The organism is Gilliamella sp. Choc5-1 (assembly GCF_001690595.1).
Classification (GTDB): domain Bacteria; phylum Pseudomonadota; class Gammaproteobacteria; order Enterobacterales; family Orbaceae; genus Gilliamella; species Gilliamella apicola_M.
This window is the reverse complement of record NZ_LZHH01000124.1, coordinates 1-23,382: the sequence shown is the minus strand read 5'-3', so window position 1 is coordinate 23,382 and position 23,382 is coordinate 1. Positions and strand designations below refer to the sequence as shown.

Here is a 23,382-nt window from a genome sequence, read left to right as displayed (position 1 = left end):
TATGCAAAATAAACAACCAGATGCCGTGTCAGATTTAAATACATGGCTTTGTTATTTAGAGCAATTACACCCGACAACTATCGATTTAGGTTTAGAGCGAGTAACAGCAGTTGCTCAACGCCTTAATTTATTGCAACCAGCGCCTTATATCTTTACTGTTGCTGGCACCAATGGCAAAGGAACTACTTGCCGAACGCTTGAAATGATATTGCTTGAGGCAGGTTTACGAGTTGGTGTTTATAGCTCCCCGCATTTACTCCGTTTTACTGAGCGAGTACGAATTAATAATCAAGAGTCAAGCGAACAAGAAACCGTAAAAGCCTTTGTTGAAATAGAAAAAGCTAGAACTGATATATCACTTACTTATTTTGAATATGCAACGCTTGCCGCGCTTTATCAATTCAGACAAGCAAAATTAGATGTAGTTATATTAGAAGTCGGTCTTGGTGGACGGCTAGATGCAACCAATATTGTTGATGCTGATGTGGCAATCATTACAACTATTGGTATTGATCATGTTGATTATTTAGGTGATACCCGTGAAAGTATCGGGCGAGAAAAAGCAGGTATATTTAAATCTAAAAGTATTGCTGTTGTAGGTGAACCCAATATGCCTGAATCCATTTTAAATGTGGCAAAATTAGTTAATTGTCCGATCTATTTGGTAAATTGTAATTGGCATTATCAACAAGTTAATAACGATTCATGGATATTTCAATCGCCTAAAAAACAGTATAAAAACCTACCTATTGCCCATGTTCCTTTAGCTAATGCAGCAACTGCAGTTGCTGCATTAGGTTATTCATCAATTAAAATAACACAACAGCAAATAGTTAATGGATTAAAAAAGTCTAATTTAACAGGGCGTTTTCAAATCGTTAATACTTCACCACTAGTTATTCTTGATGTAGCACATAACCCACATGCAGCAGCCTATTTAACACAACAATTAGAAAAGCTAAAGGCAGAATATTTACATATAGGTAAAGTTAGATTTGTTGTTGGTATGCTTAAAGATAAAGATATTAAAAGTACCTTAGCCATCTTAAAAGGTGATAAATGGTATTGTGCTTCACTTTATGGTGAACGAGGTTGTAGCGCTGAAGTGTTAAAACAACACTTATTAAATAAAGGTGAACTTAATGTATCAGCATTTGATACGGTTTCTAAAGCTTATCGGCAAGCAATGCACGATGCTAATAAGGATGATATTATCGTGATATGTGGTTCATTTCATACGGTATCTGATGTTTTAGCTGAAACTCAGCATTTAAGTGGAATTAATCATGACGGGCAAACAAAAAATTAATTCAATAAATCAAAATAAAGTAAGAAATCGTCTTGTCGGTTTTGCTACATTATTGCTTATTATCGCAGTAATTGCACCATGGATCATAACCGATAAACCAAATTCACGAATACCAACAACGCCCATATTCCAACCAGAGGATGCCACTCATCAAGAGCAAGCTGTAATATCACCTAATGATGTTGATGATAATAATATTTCCAGCAATGTATCGGAAGTTCCTTATGTACCTGATTCAAATCAAAACACAAGTATATCAGTTTTACCTGATATTATTGATGATGTTGATACAATAATGAAGCCAGCTGCATCTGGACAAGAGACTAAATCTTATATGATCCAACTTACTGCTTTAAAAAATAGACAAAAAATAGAAGAGTTGGTTGCTTTGTTAAAGTTAAATAATTATAGCGTTAGAACATTACCTCAAAATCCAGATCCTAATCAATTAATCAAGTTACAGGTTGGTCCTTATGCTAAAAAAGAGCAAGTAGAACAAGTGCTTATTGACTTAAATAACCTAACAAAATTAAAAGGTATTGTTGTTGCTAATTAATCGCTATTTTATTTTTCGTGTCACAAACGATAATTAAGATAAAATATTTTTATATAAAATTATGAGCTATTATGATGAATTGGGTTGATTTTACAATTATTGGTGTGATTGCGTTTTCTGCATTAATTAGTCTTATACGAGGCTTTGTACGCGAAGCATTATCGCTCATTAGTTGGATTTTAGCTTTTTTTATTTCTAGCCAATTTTATAGATATGTAACTGATTATTTAACTTATTTTGATAGCGAGATGATGCGTATTGCAGTAGCAATTGTTATTCTTTTTGTTGCTACATTATTAGTATGTACTGTTATGTCTTATGTTATTGGTCAATTAATTCAAAAAACAGGCTTATCCGGTATTGATCGTGTATTGGGCACTTGTTTTGGTGTGCTACGAGGAATTTTAATTATTGCGGCAGTTCTTTTTTTGCTTGATACCTTTACGCCGTTATCTCAATCACCGTATTGGATTCAATCTTTGCTAATTCCGCATTTTCATTTTATTATCTGTTGGTTTTTTGATTTTATACAACATTCTTCTTCGTTTTTAGGTCAGTAGATTTGAGGTAACCATAGTATGTGTGGTGTTGTTGGTATTGTAGGATGTAGTGCTGTTAATCAATCTATTTATGATGCATTGACGGTTTTGCAACATCGAGGTCAAGATGCTGCAGGTATTGTAACTATTGATAATCAAAATCGCTTTCGTTTACGTAAGGCAAATGGTTTAGTGAAAGATGTATTTCAAGAGCACCATATGCAGCGGTTGCAAGGCAATTTGGGGATAGGGCATGTTAGGTACCCAACCGCAGGAAGTTCTAGCCCGTCTGAAGCACAACCTTTTTATGTCAATTCGCCTTACGGCATTACGCTTGCTCATAATGGAAACTTAACTAATACTGATCAACTTAGAAATAAAGTGTTTCAGCTTGCAAAACGTCATGTTAATACAAATTCTGACTCAGAGGTTTTACTCAATATTTTTGCTAATGAACTAGATAAGTTTCCTACTTTTCCATTGACTGCTGACAATATTTTTAGCGCAATACATAATGTTCATAGCATCATTAAAGGCGCATATGCTTGTGTTGCAATGATTATTGGTCATGGCCTTGTTGCTTTTCGAGATCCTTATGGAATTCGCCCTTTGGTAATAGGTAAACGAGTACTTGAAAACCAGAAAGTTGAATACATGGTTGCATCTGAAAGTGTTGCCTTAGATATTCTTGATTTTGAGCTGATACGTGATGTTGAACCGGGTGAAGCAATCTATATTACTCAAGATGGGCAATTACATTCTAAGCAATGCTCTGATAATTATAAATATTATCCATGTATTTTTGAATATGTTTATTTTGCAAGACCCGATTCGTTAATTAATGGTGTATCGGTTTATCAATCACGTATTGAAATGGGCAAAAAACTAGGAGAAAAAATAGCTAAAGAATGGCGGAATGTTGATATTGATGTAGTTATCCCTATTCCTGAAACATCTTGTGATGCAGCTCTTGAAATTGCACGTATTTTAAACAAGCCTTATCGACAAGGGTTTGTTAAAAACCGTTACATTGGTCGTACATTTATTATGCCAGGACAAAGTATTCGTAGATTATCAGTAAGAAGAAAACTTAATGCTAATCGTATTGAATTTGAGGGTAAAAATGTACTTTTAGTCGATGATTCCATTGTAAGAGGTACAACTTCAAAAGAAATTCTTGAAATGGTGCGTTCAGTTGGTGCCAAAAAAGTTTACTTAGCGTCAGCTGCACCAGAAATTAGATATCCAAATGTTTATGGTATTGATATGCCTGTTGTCGATGAGCTTATTGCTTATAACCGAACAGTTGATGAAATTGCCCAAGCTATTGGCGCGGATAAACTTATTTTTCAAGATTTATCTGATTTAATTGATTCAATCACAGAACAAAATCCAAATATTCACCATTTGGAGTGTTCTGTTTTTGATGGAATATATATTACTGGTGAAATTGATGATAACTATTTATCATCATTGGAAAAAAAAAGAGGGGAAAGTAAAAAATTCTTGGCTTCTAAAGAGTCAGAAAATTTAGAAATTTACAATGAAGGTCAATAACCTGCTATAATTAAAGAAAAAATAAAAATATAGAGGCCTAAAATACCAAATTTAGGCCTTTTTTACTAATATAAAGTAAGTTTCTTTAGCTCATTGTCTGTATCACTTACCAACACAAATAGAAATACCATTCAAATTCATTCACCACAATATAAAATTAAAAAAATGACATTTATTTTAATTTTATTAAATTATTGAATAATATAAAAAAAACATTATTAAAAATAAAAAAGGTCAAAAAAAAGTAATAAATTATTTTGATATATTACTTTTTTGTAATAGAATCACAAAAATCAAAATACTTTGTAAAGAAAGTTAAAGAAAATTAAAGGTTAAGAATAAATGGATTTTTTAAAATAAGTAGTCATATTGATATTAAATAAAGATTAATTGACATTAGCTATAAATTTTATGTTATGTACTTTGATTGGTGAAATATAAGGAATATTAAGATGAGAAAGGATCTTAATTTAACAATTATCTGCACATTTGTAATCGCTACGTTAGGATTGCAATCTGCCTATGCTAGCGAATCTCAGGTATCGCAAAGCTCTGTAAATAGTAAAAAGGTAATTGAATTAAAAGATGGTTTAAAAGTATGCGAGATGATTAACAACCAACAGCGTAGTCTTTATCAAGTTGCACTTTTAAGTGGTATCTCTGTTTCTGAATTACGGGCAATAAATGTAGGGCGTTTTGATAAAAAGGATTTTGTTGATGTTGGTGAGCGTATAGTTTTGCCAGAAAACTCCCCTTTATTGCCTGTAATTAAGATGCAAGATGACAAAAATGATAAACATGCTAGTTTGCCTCAGTTAGGGTCAGATGATAACTATGATGTAAAAAAAGACAAAGATGCACTTGCAAGTCAAATTGCTTCAACATTACAAACCTTAGCTAGCCAAGATTGGAAGCAATTAACCTCGTCAGATAATGGTGGTTTATCTGGGCAATTAAAAAATAGAGGTAAAGATTACGCAGAAAATTATGTACGTGATAGTGTAAAAAACCAAGTTGTTGAACCGGCTCGTAATCTTGTGCAAGACTTTTTAGGGCGTTTTGGTACAGCTCAGGTGCAATTTGATATAACTGATAAAGGCGAATTTAATAATGTTAATTTGAAGTTATTTAGCCCATGGTATGATACTGAAAACACATTAATATTTAGTCAAATATCATTTCAAGAATATGAACATAATCGCCGAATAGGTAACTTTGGTATTGGTCAGCGTTGGGATGTTGCCGATAAAAAATGGTTAATTGGTTATAACGTATTTCTTGATCATGATTTCCAACGTTCACACAATCGTTTAGGTATTGGTGTTGAAGCATGGACTGATTATATGAAGTTTGCGGCTAACTACTATCACCCTTTATCTGATTGGAAAGATTCTAAGGATTTTGAAGATTATCTAGAGCGAGCAGCAAGAGGATTTGATATTCGATTCCAAGGTTATTTACCACAATATCCGCATTTAGGTGGATCTCTTATGTATGAACAATACTTTGGTGATAAAGTTGCTTTATTTGGTAAAGACAATCTACAAAGAGATCCTAAGGCCATTACGGTAGGTCTTGATTATACACCTGTTCCTCTTTTCACTATTAAAGGCGAGTATAAACTAGGTCAAGATAATAAAAGATCAAGTAAAGCTGAATTAACGATGAACTATCGTATAGGCACGCCATTAAAAGATCAGTTAGATCCAGATATGGTTCAAGCTGCGCGCTCTTTAAAAGGTAGCCGTTATGACTTAGTCGACCGTAATAACTATATTGTTCTTGAATATAAAGAGAAAAAAATGTCTGTCGACTTAGGGCTTGAACAACCCCAATTAATTGAAGGACAAGCTTACCCATTAACTATTAGTGTTCATAACGCTAAAAAATTATCAAGTTTAGTATGGTCAGGTGACATGTTAGAAATTGATGCTAATGGCGGTTTTTTATGTGTAACAGCTGGGGTATGTAATGCTTCATCATGGCTTAATCCTCCTGTTAATACAAGTAATTGGCAAATTGTTGCACCTAGTTATGTTGACCAAAATGGCCAACGCCATCCAGTTAGCACAAATGGTAAATATTCTTTATCAGTATCGGTTACAGATTCGCGTGGTAAATCAGCAACGTCTAATGCAATTATTTTTGAAGTATTGCCAGATCCTGCTATGCGTAAAGTGGGGGTATGGGCAGTTGATGCTTCAGGTAATAAAACCACAATGGCAACACAACAAGCAGATGGTTTGAGTCGAATAACTGTATTAGCAAGCCTTGTTAAACCTAAGATTTATAATGGTGCAATCAACACCGCTCAAGATGTACACGGCTTTAGTGATAGTGAGGTAATGAATAGTGTACCTGACTCATTTGAAGGTTTTGCTGCGCTATGGACAGCAACGAGTAATGGTAGAAATATACCATTAATTGATGGTACTTCTGGTTCGGTTAATCAATGCCCTGGGCAACAGCCTTGCGTTATTGTGAGATCATTCGAAAAAGTTGCTCAAGGCCAAACCGTTTCCTCAAATGCTTCAACTGCTGCAGGTCTAGATATGATTGGTGACAGTTACGTACTTGATGTTGCTTCAAATGTTTCAGGGATGATTAATTTTTCAATCTCGTTAGATAAATATGGTTTAGGAAAATCATTTAATGAAGCATCAATTGATTTTGTTGGTGGTAGTGCAGGTAATATCGAGGTTTGGAATGCTAATGGAGTATTAGTTGCGCAAAGTTCTGGCTCTTTACTTCAATTTGTGCCTGGCGGTCCAAATGAATGGCGGGGAGATAATGAATATTATGTCAAGGCGTTTTCTGTAGACGGCACACCAATTGCTAATCCATTTGTGATTTGGTCATTAGTCGGTTCAAATACAGAGGCTTGCCATGGTGTAGTCACTTCATTACCAAATGATGCTATTAATCATCCTAATGGGCCATGGTTTAACGTCGCTATGGGTGAGAATGCTCACTATACCATAAAAGGTAAAAAGACAGGTAACTACAGTTATGCAACATCAGGCAGTAGTATTGCAGCAGTTGCAGATGCACCAAGCCATTTGGATTTAACTCCACAGTCAGTTTCTGTTCCTGCATGTGCAGGGGATCAAGGATTTAAATTACAAGTTGCAGTTTATAATAAATAAAGGGGGTGATTACCGATTAGTATCGGTAATCTAAAAGGGATACACAACTTGATGTTGTGTTTATGTAAAATACAAAACGTTAGTTTGTAAAAAAATTAGGAAGTTAAACGTGAAAAATCTTACAATTAAAAAGGTTGCATTAGGTTTGTTTTTAGCTGGTTATGCAGCAAGTAGTGCGTTTGCAGCATTAGAAGCAAGTTCTGTAAATGTTATCAAGGGTAACGCACCAGCTATAAAAGCTAATAGCGGGGCGAATGAACATACCATGACCCTTACTGTTACAACTGATCCTACTGGCAATAGTCCTATTTCTTCAGATAATGGTCGTCAAAGAGTTCAAGTTGGTGATTATATTCACATAACTTATGATTTAGTGGATAATGATGGTGATACAGATTCTACTGGGGCGATCAAAAGTACTTTAAAAGTTTATAAAATTGCGCAAGATGGAACACCTACTCAAGTGACAACAGTTCAGGTGCAAGATGATAGTACTGCGTCACAAGGGCACCTTTCTTTTAAAATAACAGATGCGTTTGCAGGTGCTAAAACAATTGGTTATACTCTTCAAGAGAAAACTAGTTACGGTTTACCAGATTATGGTCAATTTTTAATGGTAAGTGATATTTTTTCTTCTACATCCCCTGCCGGCTCTGATAGCGAACCGACACCAACGGGCGATCATGGTCCAGGAGTTACACCAAATCCAAATATCGTGGGACCTATTACGCCAAGTTCGAGATTCGTTGGTATTTTTGGATATGACCGTAATGGTGATTTAGATTTAACGATAAACTACGCTAATACCACAGACCCTGATGTGTATCCTAAATATGGCCAAACCTATGAGGCTTATGCCTGGGCTGGTGATGCCGCCGACCCAGAACATGGAATTAACATAACTGGCGATTTTGCTATCTATGAATGGAATCTAGATGGTACATATGGAACTGTTACAGCTCAAGATAAAGTTAATGGTATAGCACGTGGGCTTACAATTACGCTTGCGAATAATAATGCAGCTAGTATGTACCAACATCCAAGTGTAACTTACAAAGCTGGTGGTCAAGGTTATAAACTTAAGATTACTGCAAAAAACCCATAATTTTAATTTTTTATACGTAGTATAAACCACTCTTCGGAGTGGTTTTTTTATTAAATATAAACTATCACCTGTTATGCTTCATATTATTTCAGCTTTATTATAAAATAATCACAATCTTTATTTTACCTTTATAAATATGATTATTCCTTGGCAAGATCTTGATCCACAAACATTAAATAATCTAATTGAATACTTTGTATTGCGCGAAGGGACTGATTATGGTTTACAAGAAATATCACTACAAGAAAAGGTTAACAATGTTAAATTTCAATTAGCAAATGGAACGGTAGCCATATTTTGGTCCCAATTACATGAAACAATTGATATTAAGCAAATTAAATGATAGCTAAAATGATTGTTTATATATGATTTATTGCGTAACTTTGTTATAGTGTTATTGTTGTAAATAAAATGGAGAGGTAAGCGTAATGATTGGTAAACAACAATCGGATACAACGTTAGAATGGTTTTTATCTCATTGTCATATTCATAAATATCCAGCTAAGAGTACCCTTATACATCAAGGTGAAAAAGCAGAAACTCTCTATTATATTTTAAAAGGTTCCGTAGCGGTATTGATTAAAGACGATGAAGGTAATGAAATGATTTTGTCATATTTAAATCAAAATCAGTTTTTGGGTGAATTAGGTCTTTTTGAAGAAAATACCGAGCGAAGCGCTTGGGTTAAAGCAAAAACAAGTTGTGAAGTGGCCGAGATTTCATACAAAAAATTTAAACAACTTATCCAAGTCAATCCCGATATTTTAATGCGTCTTGCTAGCCAAATGGCAAGCCGATTACAAGTAACATCTGAAAAGGTGAGTAATTTGGCATTTTTAGACGTAGCAGGGCGCATTGCGCAAACGCTTTTAAACCTTGCTAAACAACCTGATGCAATGACACACCCAGATGGTATGCAAATTAAAATTACACGTCAAGAAATAGGGCAGATTGTTGGCTGTTCACGTGAAACCGTTGGACGAATTTTAAAAATGCTTGAAGATCAACATTTGATTTCTGCACATGGTAAAACGATTGTTGTTTATGGCACACGTTAATTGACTGAATAATAAATTGATAAAATGATTGATACAATACGAGATATTGCATGACTCAAGAAAAAAGATGTATTCCAAGTCATGTTGCTATAATTATGGATGGCAATGGTCGTTGGGCGCAGAAACGTAATCAATTGCGTGCTATCGGTCATCAAGCAGGCTTAAAAGCTGTGCGAAAAATTGTTGCTTATGCTGCAAGTTTAAAAATAAAAGTTCTTACTTTATACGCTTTTAGTAGCGAAAACTGGAAACGCCCACCTAACGAGGTTTCAGCCTTAATTTCTCTGTTTATTTATGCGTTAAATCGAGAAATAAAAAAATTGCATAAAAATAATGTTCGTTTGAATATTATAGGTGATATTTCTTACTTTAGTGAGCATTTGCAAAACTTGATTGTTTGCGCTCAAAATTTAACTAAGAATAATTCTGGTCTTGTACTTAATATAGCCGCTAATTATGGTGGTCGTTGGGATATTTTACAATCTGCCAAAAAAATGGCTATGCAATTTAAAAACGGAGAAATCACTTTAGATGAAATGACAGAAGAACATTTTAGCTCGGCAATGAGTATGAGCGAATTTCCTGAAGTTGATTTAGTTATTCGTACTGGTGGTGAATACCGAATCAGTAATTTTTTGTTGTGGCAAATTGCTTATTCTGAACTCTATTTTACTGATACTTTATGGCCTGATTTCGACCAAAATTTATTTGATGAAGCAATTAATATATTTAATACTAGAGAACGACGTTTTGGTGGTATTCATAATAAGGAACTCTCATGTTAATCCATCGTATACTTGCAGCAATAGTACTAATTCCTCTTGTAATAGTGGTGCTTTTTTTTGTTCCATTATCTGTATTTTCTTTAACAGTTATTTTAGTTTGTGGATTAGCAGCGTGGGAGTGGACCCAGTTTTTGAATATTAGTAACAAGTATTTAAAGTCAATATTTGCTCTTTCAATCGTTATTTTATTAAGTTTACTTTATTTTATTCCAAATTCAGTTGAATTAAAAATAAAGCTATATACAGTTATTTTATTTTTATCAGTCATATGGTGGTTAATTGCTCTGTTTTTAGTGGTTAGTTATCCAGTTACGGCTAAATATTGGGGTAATTCAGTTGTTATTAAATTATTGTTTGCTTTTTTTACACTAGTGCCATTTTTTATTGGTATGGTTAAATTAAGATCAATTAACTATAATTCTAATTTTTATACAGGCGCAATTTGGTTGCTTTATGTCTTTATGCTAGTATGGGCAACAGATACGGGGGCTTATTTTGTAGGGAGAGCGTTTGGTAAGCGCAAATTAGCTGCAAAGGTCTCACCAGGTAAAACGTTAGAAGGCTTTATTGGTGGGTTTATTTTTGCAATAGGGCTTAGTGTAATAGTTTATATGATAAACCAGTTTGATATCGCATTTAGCGTATTTTTTATTAGCTCTTTGTTAGCAATTTTAGTTTCAGTATTAGGTGATTTAACTGAAAGTATGTTTAAGCGTGAAGCTGGTATTAAAGATAGCGGTCATTTAATTCCAGGACATGGCGGTATTTTAGATCGTATTGATAGTTTAACTGCAGCTGTTCCTGTTTTTGTTGCTTTGTCTTTTTACTTATTATAAAAGGTAATAGATTTTGTTGTGGTCACTGTTATTATTTATTGTTACCATGGGTATATTAGTTACCATTCATGAGCTTGGACATTTTTGTGCTGCTCGCTTATGTAAGGTCCATGTCGAATGTTTTTCAATAGGGTTTGGTAAAAAACTGTGGTCTCATAAATTTTCAAGTGGAACTGAATTGGTAATTGCTATAATTCCACTTGGTGGTTATGTTAAAATGCTCGACGGTAGGGCAACAGAATTATCAAGTCATAATGAAAAGTTTGCATTTGATAGAAAAAAGATTTGGCAAAAAGCTGTAATTATTGTTGCAGGTCCATTTGCTAATTTTGTATTAGCCTTAATTGCCTATTGGATTATTTTTTTAATGGGGGTAGCGGTTTACCCAGTAAAAATAAAAGATGTAATACCTAACACGCCAGCTGCTACAGCAATAATTCCAGCAGGTGCTGAATTGAAAACTATTGATAATATCAAAATAGAAACATGGAATGATGTTAATTTAGCTTTAATTACAGCAATGGGGAAATCTAATGTAACTTTATCTTATATTGATAATATAGATAGTAGTGTTCAAAAAGAAGTTAAAAAAAGTATCGATATTAACAGTTGGCATTTTGATATAGAAAAAAAATCGGCTATTACTGCATTTGGATTTGTGCCTAAGGAGCAGGAAATTTATCCAATTGTGAGTAAAATTGTATCAAAATCGGCTGCAGAGCAAGCTGGTTTACGTGTTGGCGATAAAATTATTGGTTATAATGAGCAACCATATGTAGATTGGAACGATTTTTCCAATACCATTAAAAAAGCTCAAACAATGACGTTACAGATTAATCGAGAAAATAAAGATATTTATCTTAAACTTGTGCCAACTATTGGTATAGATGGAAAAGGCGTTGCTGGTTTGTATCCCACAACCGATACAAAAGTTGTGCAGTATGGTTTTTTAGAAGGTTTTAATAAAGGTATGGCGCAAACAGTGTTAACCACAAAGTTAACTGTTCGTTCGCTTTATCAACTAGTAACAGGTGTTATTGGCTTACAACATTTATCAGGGCCAATAACAATAGCAAAAAGCGCAGGACAAACGGCAAGTTATGGTATTACCCCTTACTTATACTTTTTAGCTTTTATTAGTATAAGTTTAGGTGTTATCAATCTTGTTCCATTACCTATATTAGACGGAGGACACCTTGCTTTTTTATTATTTGAAAAGATAAGAGGTGAAGCTTTATCAAATAAATCACAAGAGCGTTTTTTTCGTATTGGATTTGTTTTATTAATGGTAATAATGGGAATTGCGCTATTTAATGATATTTTACGATTGTGATGGGATGAGGTTATAAAACATTTACGATGAAAATAAATAAATTACTAATAGCATCTTTGCTGTTCAGTGCTACAGCTGTATATAGTTCCAATGCATTTTGTATTGATGATTTTGTAGTAAAAGATATTGAATTTGAAGGTTTACAGCGTGTCACTCTTGGAGCTGCATTACTTGAAATGCCAATCCAAGTTGGTGACTATGTTAATGAAGCTGATTTAGGCCGTATCATCAAATCACTTTATTCTAGCGGTAATTTTGATAATATTACCGTTTCTCGTGATGGGAATAGGCTAATTATTCATGTTGAAGAACGCCCCACTATTGCAAGTATAACGTTTTCTGGTAATAAATCAGTTAAAGATGACATGCTTAAGAAAAATTTAGATAGTTCTGGTATTCGTGAAGGCGAAGCGTTAGATCGCACTATGCTTTCAGGCATAGAAAAGGGCTTAGAAGATTTTTATTATAGTGTTGGTAAATACAACGCTCAAATTAAAGCTGTTGTAACTCCTTTATCCCGTAATCGTGTTGATTTAAAATTAGTTGTGGCAGAAGGGAAATCGGCATTAATTGATCAAATTAATATTGTTGGCGCTAAAGCTTATTCGTCGGAAGAACTTATTTCGCGCTTTACTTTGCGTGATGAGGTACCTTGGTGGAACATACTTGGCGATCGTAAATACCAAAAACAAAAATTAGCTTCTGATCTAGATGAATTACAAAGCTTTTATTTAAACCGTGGTTATGCTCGTTTTAATATAGAGTCAACACAAGTTAGCTTAACGCCAGATAAAAAAGGTATTTATGTTACAATCAATATTCATGAAGGCGAACAGTATAAATTATCTCAACTTGAATTGATGGGTAATTTTGCAGGTCATAAAGATGCGATAGCCAAAATTGCTAATGAAAAAGTATCAATTGGTGAGCTTTATAACGGTAAAAAAATTACCGAAATTGAAGATAATGTTAAGCGCTTGCTAGCTAATTTTGGTTATGCATATCCTAGAGTATCAATTCAACCTGAAATGGATGATACAGAACATACTGTTAAGTTAGTTGTTTTTGTTGATGCTGGTGAACGCTTTTATGTTCGTAATATTAAAATAGTCGGTAATACCGTAACAAGCGAAAGCGTAATCCGCCGTGAACTTCGACAAATGGAGGGATCTTGGTTAAGTAATGGATTAGTTGAGTTAGGTAAAGAACGTTTAAGTCGACTAGGTTTTTTTGATACAGTTGAAGCAAATACTGAACGAGTAGCTGGATTTGATGATCAAGTTGATATTATTTATAAAGTTGCTGAACGTAATACAGGTAGTATCAAATTTGGTGTTGGTATAGGCTCTGATAGTGGTGTTAGTTTTAATGCAGGTATTTCTCAAGACAACTGGTTAGGTACAGGCAATAGTGTTTCATTTGATGTTAACACTACAGATACTGATAAAACTGCATCTGTTTCTATCGTTGATCCTTATTTTACCGTTGATGGTGTAAGTCTAGGTGGCAGTATTTATTATAATACCTATAAAAATGACGATAAAGATGATGAGTCAGAATATTCAAGTAAAACTTGGGGGGCATCGGCTAATTTAGGATTCCCAATTAGTGAAAATAATTTTGTTCGTTTTGGAACTGAATATGCCAACCATAAGTTATCCGATATGCAAGCGCAATACGGCATGTGGCGTTATTTTAACTCTATGGGTGAAAACCTTAAAGATAAAAATTCTGTTTCTTTTAAGACGGATGATTTATTATTAAATGCTTATTGGACATATAACTCTTTAGACCGTGGATTTTTTCCTACTGATGGACTTAAAATGACTACGAGTGCTAAAGTTTCAGTTCCTGTGTTTGATAATCGATTCTATAAATTAGTTTCAGATCTATCTTACTATTATCCTATTGATAATGACCATAACTGGGTTTTCTTAACTCGTGCTCGATTAGGTTATGGAGGTGGTTTCGGTGGTAAAGAGTTGCCTTTTTACGAAAACTTTTATGCGGGTGGGGCATCAGTGTTACGTGGGTTTAAATCAAATACTGTTGGTCCTAAAGCTGTATACCTTAATAAAAGAGGCGTTTGTGATAGCTTAGATAACACATTAGGATGTACAAAATCAAAAGATGCGGTAGGTGGTAATGCAATAGCCTTTGCAAGTACAGAGCTGATTGTTCCAACGCCATTTGCTAGTGAGAAATATGCTGATAATATCAGAACATCACTGTTTTTTGATGCAGGTACTGTATGGGATACTAAATGGAATTTGAAAGGTAATAATATTCCTGATTATAGTTCTCCATCAGATATTAGAATGTCCACTGGGCTTGCTGTACAATGGATGTCGCCATTAGGTCCTTTGGTCTTTTCTTACGCTCAACCACTTAAAAAGTATAATGGTGATTCAGCGCAACAATTCCAATTTAATATAGGCTCTACATGGTAATTCCATGTTATAAATAAAAATAAATAGGTGATTAAAGTGAAAAAAATTATATCTGTTCTTGGCGTTAGTCTAGCATTGCTTTTTTCAAGTTTTGCAAATGCTGAAGTGAAAATTGGAGTAGTTGATGTTATGTCAGTATTACAACGCATGCCTCAACGAGAATCTGTCGCTAAAGCATTAGATAGTGAATTTGAAGCGAGAGCTAAGTCGTTACAAGCTGATGAAAAAAGGGCTAGTGAAGCGGCTGCCCGTCTAAAAAAAGATGGTTTAACATTATCTTCTTCTGAAAAAAGTAAATTAAATAAGACAATTTCTGATTTTGAAAATAAAGCTAAGGCATTTTCTGCAGATTATCAGAAACGCCAAAAAGAAGAATTTGGCAAATTATTAACTAAAATCCAAGAAGCTGTAAAAGATATTGTTGAAACAGAAAAATACGATATTATCTTAAATGCTGAAACAGTACTATCTGCTTCAGATGCAGTTAATATTTCAGATAACGTACTGGAACAGGTTAAAAAATAATGTTTTCCTTTCGTTTAGAGCAGTTGGCTAAGCAACTAGATGCTAAGTTACATGGTGATGGTGATTTAACCATCACAGGTATAGCATCGATGAAAAGTGCAGTATCAGGGCAAGTTACTTTTTTGTCTGACAAAAAATTACAAAATCATTTATTAGAATGCAAAGCATCTGCTGTAGTTTTAACAGAAGAGAGCCTTAAACATTGGCATGGTGCGGCACTTATTGTAAAGGATCCATATCTTGCCTACGCAAAATTAGCCCAGTTTCTTGATAGCACACCAAATCCAGCTAAAGATATAGCTCCTTCATCAGTAATTGATCCAACAGCACAATTGGGTGAAAATGTTTCAGTAGGTGCTAATGCAGTTATCGAAAGTGGCGTCGTATTAGGCGATAATTGTATTATTGGCGCTGGTTGTTTTGTTGGTAAAAATACAACAATTGGTGCCGGTACAAAATTATGGGCTAATGTCTCTATTTACCATAATTGTATTATTGGTGAAAATTGTTTAATTCAATCTGGAACCGTAATTGGTGCAGATGGATTTGGTTATGCTAATGATAAAGGTAAGTGGATTAAAATTCCTCAATTAGGTCGTGTTGTTATAGGTAATAATGTCGAAATTGGGGCATCAACAACAATTGATCGTGGTGCTCTTGATGATACTATTATTGGGAATGGCGTTATTATTGATAATCAATGTCAGATTGCTCATAACGATATTATTGGTGATCATACCGCTGTTGCTGGTGGCGTTATTATGGCGGGAAGCTTAACTATTGGCCGTCATTGCTTAATTGGTGGTGCTAGTGTTATAAATGGGCATATGGAAATATGTGATAAAGTTACTGTAACTGGTATGGGAATGGTGATGCGTCCAATTACACAGCCAGGCGTTTATTCATCAGGTATTCCATTGCAGGAAAATAAAGTATGGCGAAAAACAGCGTCATTAGTTTTACATATTGATGAAATGAATAAACGTTTAAAGGCACTTGAGAAGAAACAATTAAATGTCTCGACGTAAAGGATTGTGGTCGGTATAATGCATGCCTATTTTTTAATTTTTTAGCTCAGTTATCGTTTTTATATAATTATGGGCAGATAATATACAATAATTTCGAGGTATAAAGATGCAAGTTTCGGTAGAAACAACACAAGGGTTAGGTCGACGTTTATCAATTACAATTGAATCAGAAAGCATTCAAAAAGCGGTTGATAAAGAGCTTATTAATACTGCCAAAAAAGTGCGTATTGATGGTTTTCGTAAAGGAAAAGTTCCTTTAAAAATTGTTGAGCAACGTTATGGTGCTTCTATTTTGCAAGATGCATTAAGTGACTTAATGCAGCGGAATTTTATTGAAGCAATTATTCAAGAAAAGTTAAACCCAGCGGGTGCCCCAACTTATATTCCTCAAGAATATAAAAATGGTGAAGATTATACTTTTACTGTTGAATTTGAAGTCTATCCAGAAATCAAAGTTGAAAATTTAGATAAAATTGAAGTTGAAAAACCTGTTGCCGAAGTTACAGATGCTGATGTTGAAACAATGATCGAGACTTTACGTAAACAACAAGGTATTTGGAAAATCGTTGATCAAGCTGCGAAAGAACAAAATCGTGTAACATTAGATTTTTTAGGAAAAGTTGATGGTGTTGAATTTGAAGGCGGTAAAGCAGACGATTTTGCACTAGTGTTAGGCCAGGGTCGAATGATTCCGGGATTTGAAGATGCAATTATTGGTCATAAAGTAGGTGATCAATTTGATATTAATGTGACTTTCCCAGAAGATTATCATGCTGAAAATTTAAAAGGTAAACCAGCTATATTTGCGGCAACACTTAAAAAAGTCGAAGAGCTTCAATTGCCAGAGCTTACTGAAGAAGTTATTAAACGTTTTGGTATTGCTGATGGTACGATTGAAAGTCTACGAACTGAAGTCCGTAAGAATATGGCAAGAGAGCTTAATGCAACAATCCGTAATAAAATTAAAGTACAAGCAATTGATGGTTTAGTTAAAAATAATCAAATTGATATACCTAATGCACTAATTGACCGTGAAGTTGACGTATTACGCCAACAAGCAGTATCTCGTTTTGGCGGTAATGTAAAACAAAATATAGCGTTGCCAAAAGAATTATTTGAAGCTGAAGCTAAAAAACGTGTTGCTACAGGCTTATTATTTAGTGAAATAATTAAAAGTAATAAATTAACTGCAGACGAATCGCGTGTTCAAGCATTAATTGATGAAATTGCGACTGCATATGAAGATCCAAAAGAAGTTTCAGAATATTATCATAAAGATAAAAAAGCGATGGAGAATATTCGAGCTGTTGCATTAGAAGATCAAGTTGTCGATCTATTATTAGCTAACGCAAAAGTAACAGAAAAGAATTATTTATTTTCTGAATTAATGAACCAGCAAATAGCCTAATTCATTTGCTTTTCTATTTAATTTTAAAAAATTACTTTAAAGCCCAAATAAGGATTGTCTGTTTGGGCTATTTTATTTAATTAGGAGATAAAAATGCCTTTAGAATCATATATGGGTGTTATTCCAATGGTTGTTGAGCAAAGCTCTCGTGGTGAACGAGCTTACGATATTTACTCACGATTATTAAAAGAACGAGTTATATTTTTGACTGGTCAAGTTGAAGATAATATGGCAAATCTTATTATTGCTCAAATGCTATTTCTAGAAGCGGAAAATCCTGATAAAGATATCTATTTGTATATTAATTCACCTGGTGGTGTTGTGACAGCAGGCATGGCTATTTATGACACAATGCAATTTATAAAACCTGATGTTAGTACAATTTGTTTAGGTCAAGCGTGTTCAATGGGTTCATTGCTTTTAACAGCTGGTGCTAAAGGTAAACGTTATTGCTTACCTAATGCGCGAGTAATGATTCATCAACCGTTAGGTGGTTTCCAAGGTCAGGCTTCAGATATCCAAATACATGCACAAGAAATTTTGCAGGTAAAACATCGTTTAAATAATATTTTAGCAATGCACACCGGTCAAGATATCAGTGTGATTGAAAAAGATACCGACCGTGATAATTTTATGTCAGCTGATAAAGCGGTTGAATATGGTTTAGTCGATGCCATATATAGTAAACGATCTTAATTTTGGATAGGTGGTAAAAGTGAATAAAAAAAGTTCAGAAAAATTACTCTATTGTACTTTTTGTGGTAAAAGTGAGCATGAAATTCGTAAACTTATTGCTGGCCCGTCATCTATTTATATTTGTAATGAATGTATAAGACTATGTAATGACATCTTAAAAGAAGAGACAAAAAGTTTTCGCTCTCATGAAGAGTTTATTAGTAAACCGTTACCGACTCCACACGAAATTAGAGAGCATCTTGATGAATATGTAATTGGTCAAGAACGAGCAAAAAAAGTTTTGTCTGTGGCTGTTTATAATCATTACAAACGATTACGGAGTTATGCGAGCCACAGTGATGTTGAATTGAGCAAAAGTAATATTTTGCTTATAGGACCTACAGGTAGCGGTAAAACATTATTAGCTGAAACATTAGCTCGTTTTTTAGATGTGCCTTTTGCAATGGCAGACGCTACAACATTAACTGAAGCTGGTTATGTCGGTGAAGATGTTGAAAATATTATTCAAAAGCTATTACAGAATTGTGATTATGATATTGAAAAAGCACAAAGAGGCATTATTTACGTTGATGAAATTGATAAAATTTCACGAAAATCAGATAATCCATCTATCACTAGAGATGTATCAGGTGAAGGAGTGCAACAGGCTTTATTGAAAATTATTGAAGGGACTATTACTTCAGTTCCGCCAAAAGGTGGACGTAAACATCCTCAACAAGAATTTTTACAAGTTGATACATCAAAAATACTGTTTATTTGTGGCGGTGCATTTAGTGGTTTGGATAAAGTTATCGAAAATCGCGTATCAACTAACACGGGAATAGGCTTTGGTGCTGATGTAAAAAGTACCAAAAATAAAGTTTCCGAATCTGAATTATTAGCACAAATTGAGGTCGAAGACTTAGTCAAGTTCGGTTTAATTCCTGAATTTATAGGTAGATTACCCGTTATTGGTACATTGTCTGAACTAGATAAAAATGCCTTAATTAGTATTTTAACTGAGCCTAAAAATGCGTTGACTAAACAATTTCAAACTTTAATTAAGTTAGATAATGTTGAACTTGAGTTTACTAAAGAGGCATTGGATGCTATTGCTGTAAAAGCAATGCAAAGAAAAACAGGAGCGCGAGGGTTACGTTCAATTGTGGAAAATATATTATTAGACACCATGTATGATTTACCATCAATGACCACTATTAAAAAAGTGATTGTAGATAAAGAAACAGTTGAACGATCTCAATCGCCTAAATTAGTATCTCTTGAAAATACTGAACTTTCTGCTTAAATACAAGCTTGCCATCATAAACATGATGGCAACAACGATAATCCCAACTATTATTAGAGTAAAGTTCTCATAAATATTGCCAATCTGTTCTTGAAATAATATATTTTAAAATCCAAAAGATAGGCTTGAATATCTAAAAATAACCCCAATATTGAACAAATGGATTTATGCTACATAAGAGAGAATGAAATGAAAATGAAACAAACTAAACACATGACTATGCCTATTTTACCATTGCGTGATGTTGTTGTATTTCCACATATGGTAATCCCTCTCTTTGTGGGTAGAAGTAAATCAATACGTTGCCTAGAAAAAGCAATGGAAATGGATAAGCTGGTTCTTCTTGTAACTCAAAAAAATCCTTCTTTAGATGATCCTGATATAGATGATTTATATGAAGTTGGAACAGTGGCTAATGTTTTACAGCTACTTCAATTACCTGATGGAACAGTAAAGGTCCTAGTTGAAGGGGTTGAACGAGCTGAAATGGTTGATGTAGTTGAACAAGATAGCGATGAATTTTTTATCGCCGAAGTTAGACCATTAAACGAAGTAAAAAAAACTAATAATATAAGTGAAGCTATGATTCGCTTAACTTTATCTAATTTTGATGAATACTCAAAGCTTAACAAAAAAGTAACTCAGGAAGTTGTCGATTCTATCCATTTACTAAAGGAACCATCTCATATAGCTGATTCTATTGCGGCTACACTATTTTTAAAAGTCGAACAAAAACAAGATATTTTAGTAACAGCTAATCTTGTAAAACGGTTTGAGTTGCTTATTTCCTTGATGGAATCTGAAATTGATTTACTACAAGTCGAGAAAAATATACGGCAACGTGTTAAACAGCAAATGGAAAAAGCTCAAAAAGAGTATTATCTCAACGAGCAAATTAAAGCTATTCATAAAGAGTTAGGTGATATAGATAATAAACCTGATGAATATGAAGAGTTAAAAGAAAAGATTTCCAAAGCTAAAATGTCAAAAGAGGCTACAGACAAAGCATTATCTGAACTGAATAAACTAAAAATGATGCCAGCAATGTCAGCTGAAGCGACTGTTGTTCGAAGTTATATCGATTGGATGATTCAAGTTCCTTGGCATAAACGTAGTAAAGTTAAAAACAATATTGAAGACGCACAAAAAGTTTTAGATAAAGATCATTATGGCCTTGAACGTGTAAAAGATAGAATTTTAGAATATTTAGCGGTTCAAGGCCGTGTTAATAAAGTTAAAGGTCCTATTTTATGTTTAGTTGGACCTCCTGGAGTGGGTAAAACGTCGCTAGGCCAATCCATAGCTAAAGCAACAGGACGGCAGTATATTCGAATGGCTTTAGGTGGAGTGCGTGATGAGGCTGAGATTCGTGGACATAGACGGACTTATATTGGTTCAATGCCGGGGAAATTAATTCAACGAATGACAAAAGTAGGTGTTAAAAACCCATTATTTTTATTAGATGAAATTGATAAGATGGCATCGGATATGCGAGGAGACCCCGCATCGGCATTATTAGAAGTACTTGATCCAGAACAAAATAATTCTTTTAGCGACCATTATTTAGAAGTTGATTATGATTTATCAGATGTAATGTTTGTTGCAACTGCTAACTCTATGAATATTCCTGCTCCATTATTAGATAGAATGGAAGTTATTCGTCTTTCTGGTTATACCGAAGATGAAAAGGTGAATATAGCTAAGCAACATTTGATTACTAAGCAGATGGAAAATAATGGTTTAAAGTCAAAAGAAATTAGTATTGATGATTCAGCTATTATTGGTATCATTCGTTACTATACTCGAGAAGCAGGTGTACGAAGTTTAGAACGAGAGATTGCAAAAATTTGCCGTAAAGTTGTTAAAAAATTAGTGTTAGATAGCAAATTGAAAAAAGTCACTGTGACACAAGATAACTTAAAAGATTTCTTGGGAGTGCAGCGTTTTGATTATGGAAAAACAGATAACGAAAATCGAATTGGTCAAGTTGTTGGCCTTGCTTGGACAGAAGTTGGTGGAGACTTACTTACTATTGAATCAGTAAGTGTATTAGGTAAAGGAAAATTAACCTATACAGGTTCATTAGGTGATGTTATGCAAGAATCAATTCAAACGGCATTGACAGTTGTTCGATCTCGTGCTGAAAAATTGGGTATTAATAGTGATTTTTATGAAAAACGTGATATTCATGTGCATGTACCAGATGGTGCAACGCCCAAAGATGGGCCTAGTGCAGGTATTGCAATGTGTACTTCATTAATTTCAACATTAACGGGTAATCCTGTTCGTTCTGATGTTGCAATGACAGGTGAAATAACATTACGTGGCGAAGTCTTACCTATTGGTGGATTAAAAGAGAAGTTATTAGCAGCACATCGAGGTGGAATTAAAACGGTATTAATTCCAATGGATAATGTTAAAGACTTAGAGGAAATTCCAGATAACGTCAAATCTGAAATTGATATACATCCAGTGAAATGGATTGATGATGTGCTTACAGTTGCGTTACAAAACAATCCATTTGGTATTGAACCAATAAGTGAAAAAATGACATTAAAACGACCAACTAAAAAATCTATAAAGAAGTTAAAAAGTAATGTTGATAATCCTACTAGCTTAAATTAATTATTTTTAAATTAGAAAAAGATCAACTTTAGATCAACTTTAAGTTTAGTAGATCAAACTTAATCTGACAGACACATATTACTCATCGGCTTTCATTTTAACAAAATGCGTGTCCGATGAGCAAAATAAATTCTCCAATTGCTTTTCCTTAACCAACCCTTTTGCATCATTCCATGTTTTCCATGGTGTCTTCCCATAACAATATTTTCCTGAATGCGCTCTTTCTCGATTGTAAAATTCAAACCATTGCTCAATATCGTTTTGTATTTCACTCAATTGCGTGTAAATCTTACGTCGAAATAAAATATCATAACATTCTGTTTTCATCGTCTTATGGAATCGCTCACAAATACCGTTAGTTTGTGGGCTGTAGGCTTTGGTCTTGGTGTGTTCAATATCTTCTAGATTAAGATAAAGCTCATAAGCATGGCTCTCCTTATGGCCATTATATTCCGTACCTCGGTCTCTAAGAATGCGTAACAGCGGCACTTGTTCGCTGTCAAAGAAAGGAAGCACTTTATCATTGAGCATATCGGCAGCAATCAGGCTGTTTTTCTCGGTATAGACTTTAGCAAAAGCGAGTCTGGAATAGGTATCAATAAATGTTTGTTGGTATATTTTCCCTATGCCTTTAATGTGCCCTACATAATAGGTATCTTGTGCACATAAATAACCTGGATGATGTGTCTCAATTTCACCATGCGCTTCTTTTGATGCTTTGGCTTTTTCAAAGGCTTGTAATTGATTTTCAGTGAGCACACATCCTTCTAGTGCCACTTTGGTTTCTAGGGCTATTAAGCGTTTTTTAAAACTTTCTAAATCGTGACGTAGCCAAATAGAGCGTACCCCACTCCCTGACACCATGATGCCTTCTTGACGAAGTTGATTGGCAACTCGATGTTGCCCATAAGCTGGATATTCATAGGTCATATTGACAACGGCTTGTTCTATATGTGGCTCTACCCGATTTTTTTCGATAGGCTTTTTACGACTGATTTCTTGAAGTGCAAACTCACCCCCCTTGCTCATACAGTTTTTTAAAGCGATAATAACTATCTCGACTGTATCCCATGACTTTGCAAGCTTGTTGAACGTTACCGAGTTGATTAGCTAATTCTAAAAGTCCTAATTTAGGTTTAAT

Annotated in this window: 18 protein-coding genes and 1 pseudogene; 18 read left to right on the top strand and 1 reads right to left on the bottom strand. The window is 34.2% G+C overall.

The genetic code is table 11. The features are described 5' to 3' along the window. Window position 1 precedes the first annotated feature (1 nt). From folC to lon, 18 genes are all read left to right on the top strand, one after another. Complete coding sequence (gene folC, locus A9G35_RS12630; RefSeq protein ID WP_065637176.1) at window positions 2-1,309, top strand: bifunctional tetrahydrofolate synthase/dihydrofolate synthase; 1,308 nt, start codon at window positions 2-4, stop codon at window positions 1,307-1,309. Next, entirely contained in the window at window positions 1,287-1,865 is a 579-nt protein-coding gene (locus tag A9G35_RS12625) for an SPOR domain-containing protein (protein ID WP_065637175.1), read from the top strand. The genes folC and A9G35_RS12625 overlap by 23 nt, the downstream gene beginning before the upstream one ends. A gap of 74 nt (window positions 1,866-1,939) precedes the next feature. Beyond that, complete coding sequence (locus tag A9G35_RS12620; protein WP_065637194.1) at window positions 1,940-2,425, top strand: CvpA family protein; 486 nt, start codon at window positions 1,940-1,942, stop codon at window positions 2,423-2,425. A gap of 18 nt (window positions 2,426-2,443) precedes the next feature. After that, a complete protein-coding gene (gene purF, locus A9G35_RS12615) occupies window positions 2,444-3,961 on the top strand; it encodes an amidophosphoribosyltransferase (protein ID WP_065637174.1) in 1,518 nt (505 codons plus the stop codon). A gap of 452 nt (window positions 3,962-4,413) precedes the next feature. After that, the gene (locus A9G35_RS12610) at window positions 4,414-7,107 is read left to right on the top strand and encodes an inverse autotransporter beta domain-containing protein (RefSeq protein ID WP_065637173.1); all 2,694 of its coding nucleotides are present in this window, start codon (window positions 4,414-4,416) and stop codon (window positions 7,105-7,107) included. Between the two features lie 265 nt (window positions 7,108-7,372). Next, window positions 7,373-8,212, top strand: coding sequence for a hypothetical protein (locus A9G35_RS12605; protein WP_176701439.1), 840 nt, complete (start codon window positions 7,373-7,375; stop codon window positions 8,210-8,212). Window positions 8,213-8,348: 136 nt separating this feature from the next. Then, window positions 8,349-8,555 carry a YheU family protein gene (locus A9G35_RS12600; protein WP_065637171.1) on the top strand — a complete coding sequence of 69 codons (207 nt, stop codon included), beginning with the start codon at window positions 8,349-8,351 and terminating at the stop codon, window positions 8,553-8,555. 85 nt (window positions 8,556-8,640) lie between these two features. Beyond that, window positions 8,641-9,270: a cAMP-activated global transcriptional regulator CRP gene (gene crp, locus A9G35_RS12595; protein WP_065637170.1), complete on the top strand. Its 630-nt coding sequence runs from the start codon at window positions 8,641-8,643 to the stop codon at window positions 9,268-9,270. A 50-nt stretch (window positions 9,271-9,320) separates the two neighbouring features. Continuing rightward, window positions 9,321-10,055 (top strand): isoprenyl transferase, encoded by a 735-nt coding sequence (locus tag A9G35_RS12590; protein WP_065637169.1) that lies wholly within the window; start codon window positions 9,321-9,323, stop codon window positions 10,053-10,055. After that, window positions 10,049-10,891 carry a phosphatidate cytidylyltransferase gene (locus A9G35_RS12585; protein ID WP_065637168.1) on the top strand — a complete coding sequence of 281 codons (843 nt, stop codon included), beginning with the start codon at window positions 10,049-10,051 and terminating at the stop codon, window positions 10,889-10,891. Before A9G35_RS12590 ends, A9G35_RS12585 begins: the two co-directional genes overlap by 7 nt. Window positions 10,892-10,904: 13 nt before the next feature. Beyond that, complete coding sequence (gene rseP, locus A9G35_RS12580) at window positions 10,905-12,224, top strand: RIP metalloprotease RseP (protein WP_081300233.1); 1,320 nt, start codon at window positions 10,905-10,907, stop codon at window positions 12,222-12,224. 26 nt (window positions 12,225-12,250) lie between these two features. Then, complete coding sequence (bamA, locus tag A9G35_RS12575; RefSeq protein ID WP_065637166.1) at window positions 12,251-14,674, top strand: outer membrane protein assembly factor BamA; 2,424 nt, start codon at window positions 12,251-12,253, stop codon at window positions 14,672-14,674. Window positions 14,675-14,710: 36 nt separating this feature from the next. Further along, window positions 14,711-15,199, top strand: coding sequence for an OmpH family outer membrane protein (locus A9G35_RS12570; protein ID WP_065637165.1), 489 nt, complete (start codon window positions 14,711-14,713; stop codon window positions 15,197-15,199). Next, entirely contained in the window at window positions 15,199-16,227 is a 1,029-nt protein-coding gene (lpxD, locus tag A9G35_RS12565; protein WP_065637164.1) for a UDP-3-O-(3-hydroxymyristoyl)glucosamine N-acyltransferase, read from the top strand. The genes A9G35_RS12570 and lpxD overlap by 1 nt, the downstream gene beginning before the upstream one ends. Before the next feature lie 106 nt (window positions 16,228-16,333). Then, window positions 16,334-17,635 (top strand): trigger factor, encoded by a 1,302-nt coding sequence (tig, locus tag A9G35_RS12560; RefSeq protein ID WP_065637163.1) that lies wholly within the window; start codon window positions 16,334-16,336, stop codon window positions 17,633-17,635. Window positions 17,636-17,728: 93 nt separating this feature from the next. Further along, a complete protein-coding gene (gene clpP / locus A9G35_RS12555) occupies window positions 17,729-18,331 on the top strand; it encodes an ATP-dependent Clp endopeptidase proteolytic subunit ClpP (RefSeq protein WP_065637162.1) in 603 nt (200 codons plus the stop codon). 10 nt (window positions 18,332-18,341) lie between these two features. After that, entirely contained in the window at window positions 18,342-19,616 is a 1,275-nt protein-coding gene (gene clpX / locus A9G35_RS12550; RefSeq protein ID WP_065637161.1) for an ATP-dependent protease ATP-binding subunit ClpX, read from the top strand. Between the two features lie 189 nt (window positions 19,617-19,805). Beyond that, complete coding sequence (lon, locus tag A9G35_RS12545; RefSeq protein WP_081300231.1) at window positions 19,806-22,241, top strand: endopeptidase La; 2,436 nt, start codon at window positions 19,806-19,808, stop codon at window positions 22,239-22,241. A gap of 78 nt (window positions 22,242-22,319) precedes the next feature. Here the strand turns inward: lon and A9G35_RS12540 are convergent. Then, window positions 22,320-23,382 (bottom strand): annotated as a pseudogene (locus tag A9G35_RS12540) (IS481 family transposase); the annotation flags it as partial.

Bases quoted from the DNA above. Each gene is read 5' to 3' on its own strand.
- folC (WP_065637176.1), top strand. From the start codon at position 2: ATGCAAAATAAACAACCAGATGCCGTGTCAGATTTAAATACATGGCTT.
- A9G35_RS12625 (WP_065637175.1), top strand. From the start codon at position 1,287: ATGACGGGCAAACAAAAAATTAATTCAATAAATCAAAATAAAGTAAGA.
- A9G35_RS12620 (WP_065637194.1), top strand. From the start codon at position 1,940: ATGAATTGGGTTGATTTTACAATTATTGGTGTGATTGCGTTTTCTGCA.
- purF (WP_065637174.1), top strand. From the start codon at position 2,444: ATGTGTGGTGTTGTTGGTATTGTAGGATGTAGTGCTGTTAATCAATCT.
- A9G35_RS12610 (WP_065637173.1), top strand. From the start codon at position 4,414: ATGAGAAAGGATCTTAATTTAACAATTATCTGCACATTTGTAATCGCT.
- A9G35_RS12605 (WP_176701439.1), top strand. From the start codon at position 7,373: ATGACCCTTACTGTTACAACTGATCCTACTGGCAATAGTCCTATTTCT.
- A9G35_RS12600 (WP_065637171.1), top strand. From the start codon at position 8,349: ATGATTATTCCTTGGCAAGATCTTGATCCACAAACATTAAATAATCTA.
- crp (WP_065637170.1), top strand. From the start codon at position 8,641: ATGATTGGTAAACAACAATCGGATACAACGTTAGAATGGTTTTTATCT.
- A9G35_RS12590 (WP_065637169.1), top strand. From the start codon at position 9,321: ATGACTCAAGAAAAAAGATGTATTCCAAGTCATGTTGCTATAATTATG.
- A9G35_RS12585 (WP_065637168.1), top strand. From the start codon at position 10,049: ATGTTAATCCATCGTATACTTGCAGCAATAGTACTAATTCCTCTTGTA.
- bamA (WP_065637166.1), top strand. From the start codon at position 12,251: ATGAAAATAAATAAATTACTAATAGCATCTTTGCTGTTCAGTGCTACA.
- lpxD (WP_065637164.1), top strand. From the start codon at position 15,199: ATGTTTTCCTTTCGTTTAGAGCAGTTGGCTAAGCAACTAGATGCTAAG.
- tig (WP_065637163.1), top strand. From the start codon at position 16,334: ATGCAAGTTTCGGTAGAAACAACACAAGGGTTAGGTCGACGTTTATCA.
- clpP (WP_065637162.1), top strand. From the start codon at position 17,729: ATGCCTTTAGAATCATATATGGGTGTTATTCCAATGGTTGTTGAGCAA.
- lon (WP_081300231.1), top strand. From the start codon at position 19,806: ATGAAAATGAAACAAACTAAACACATGACTATGCCTATTTTACCATTG.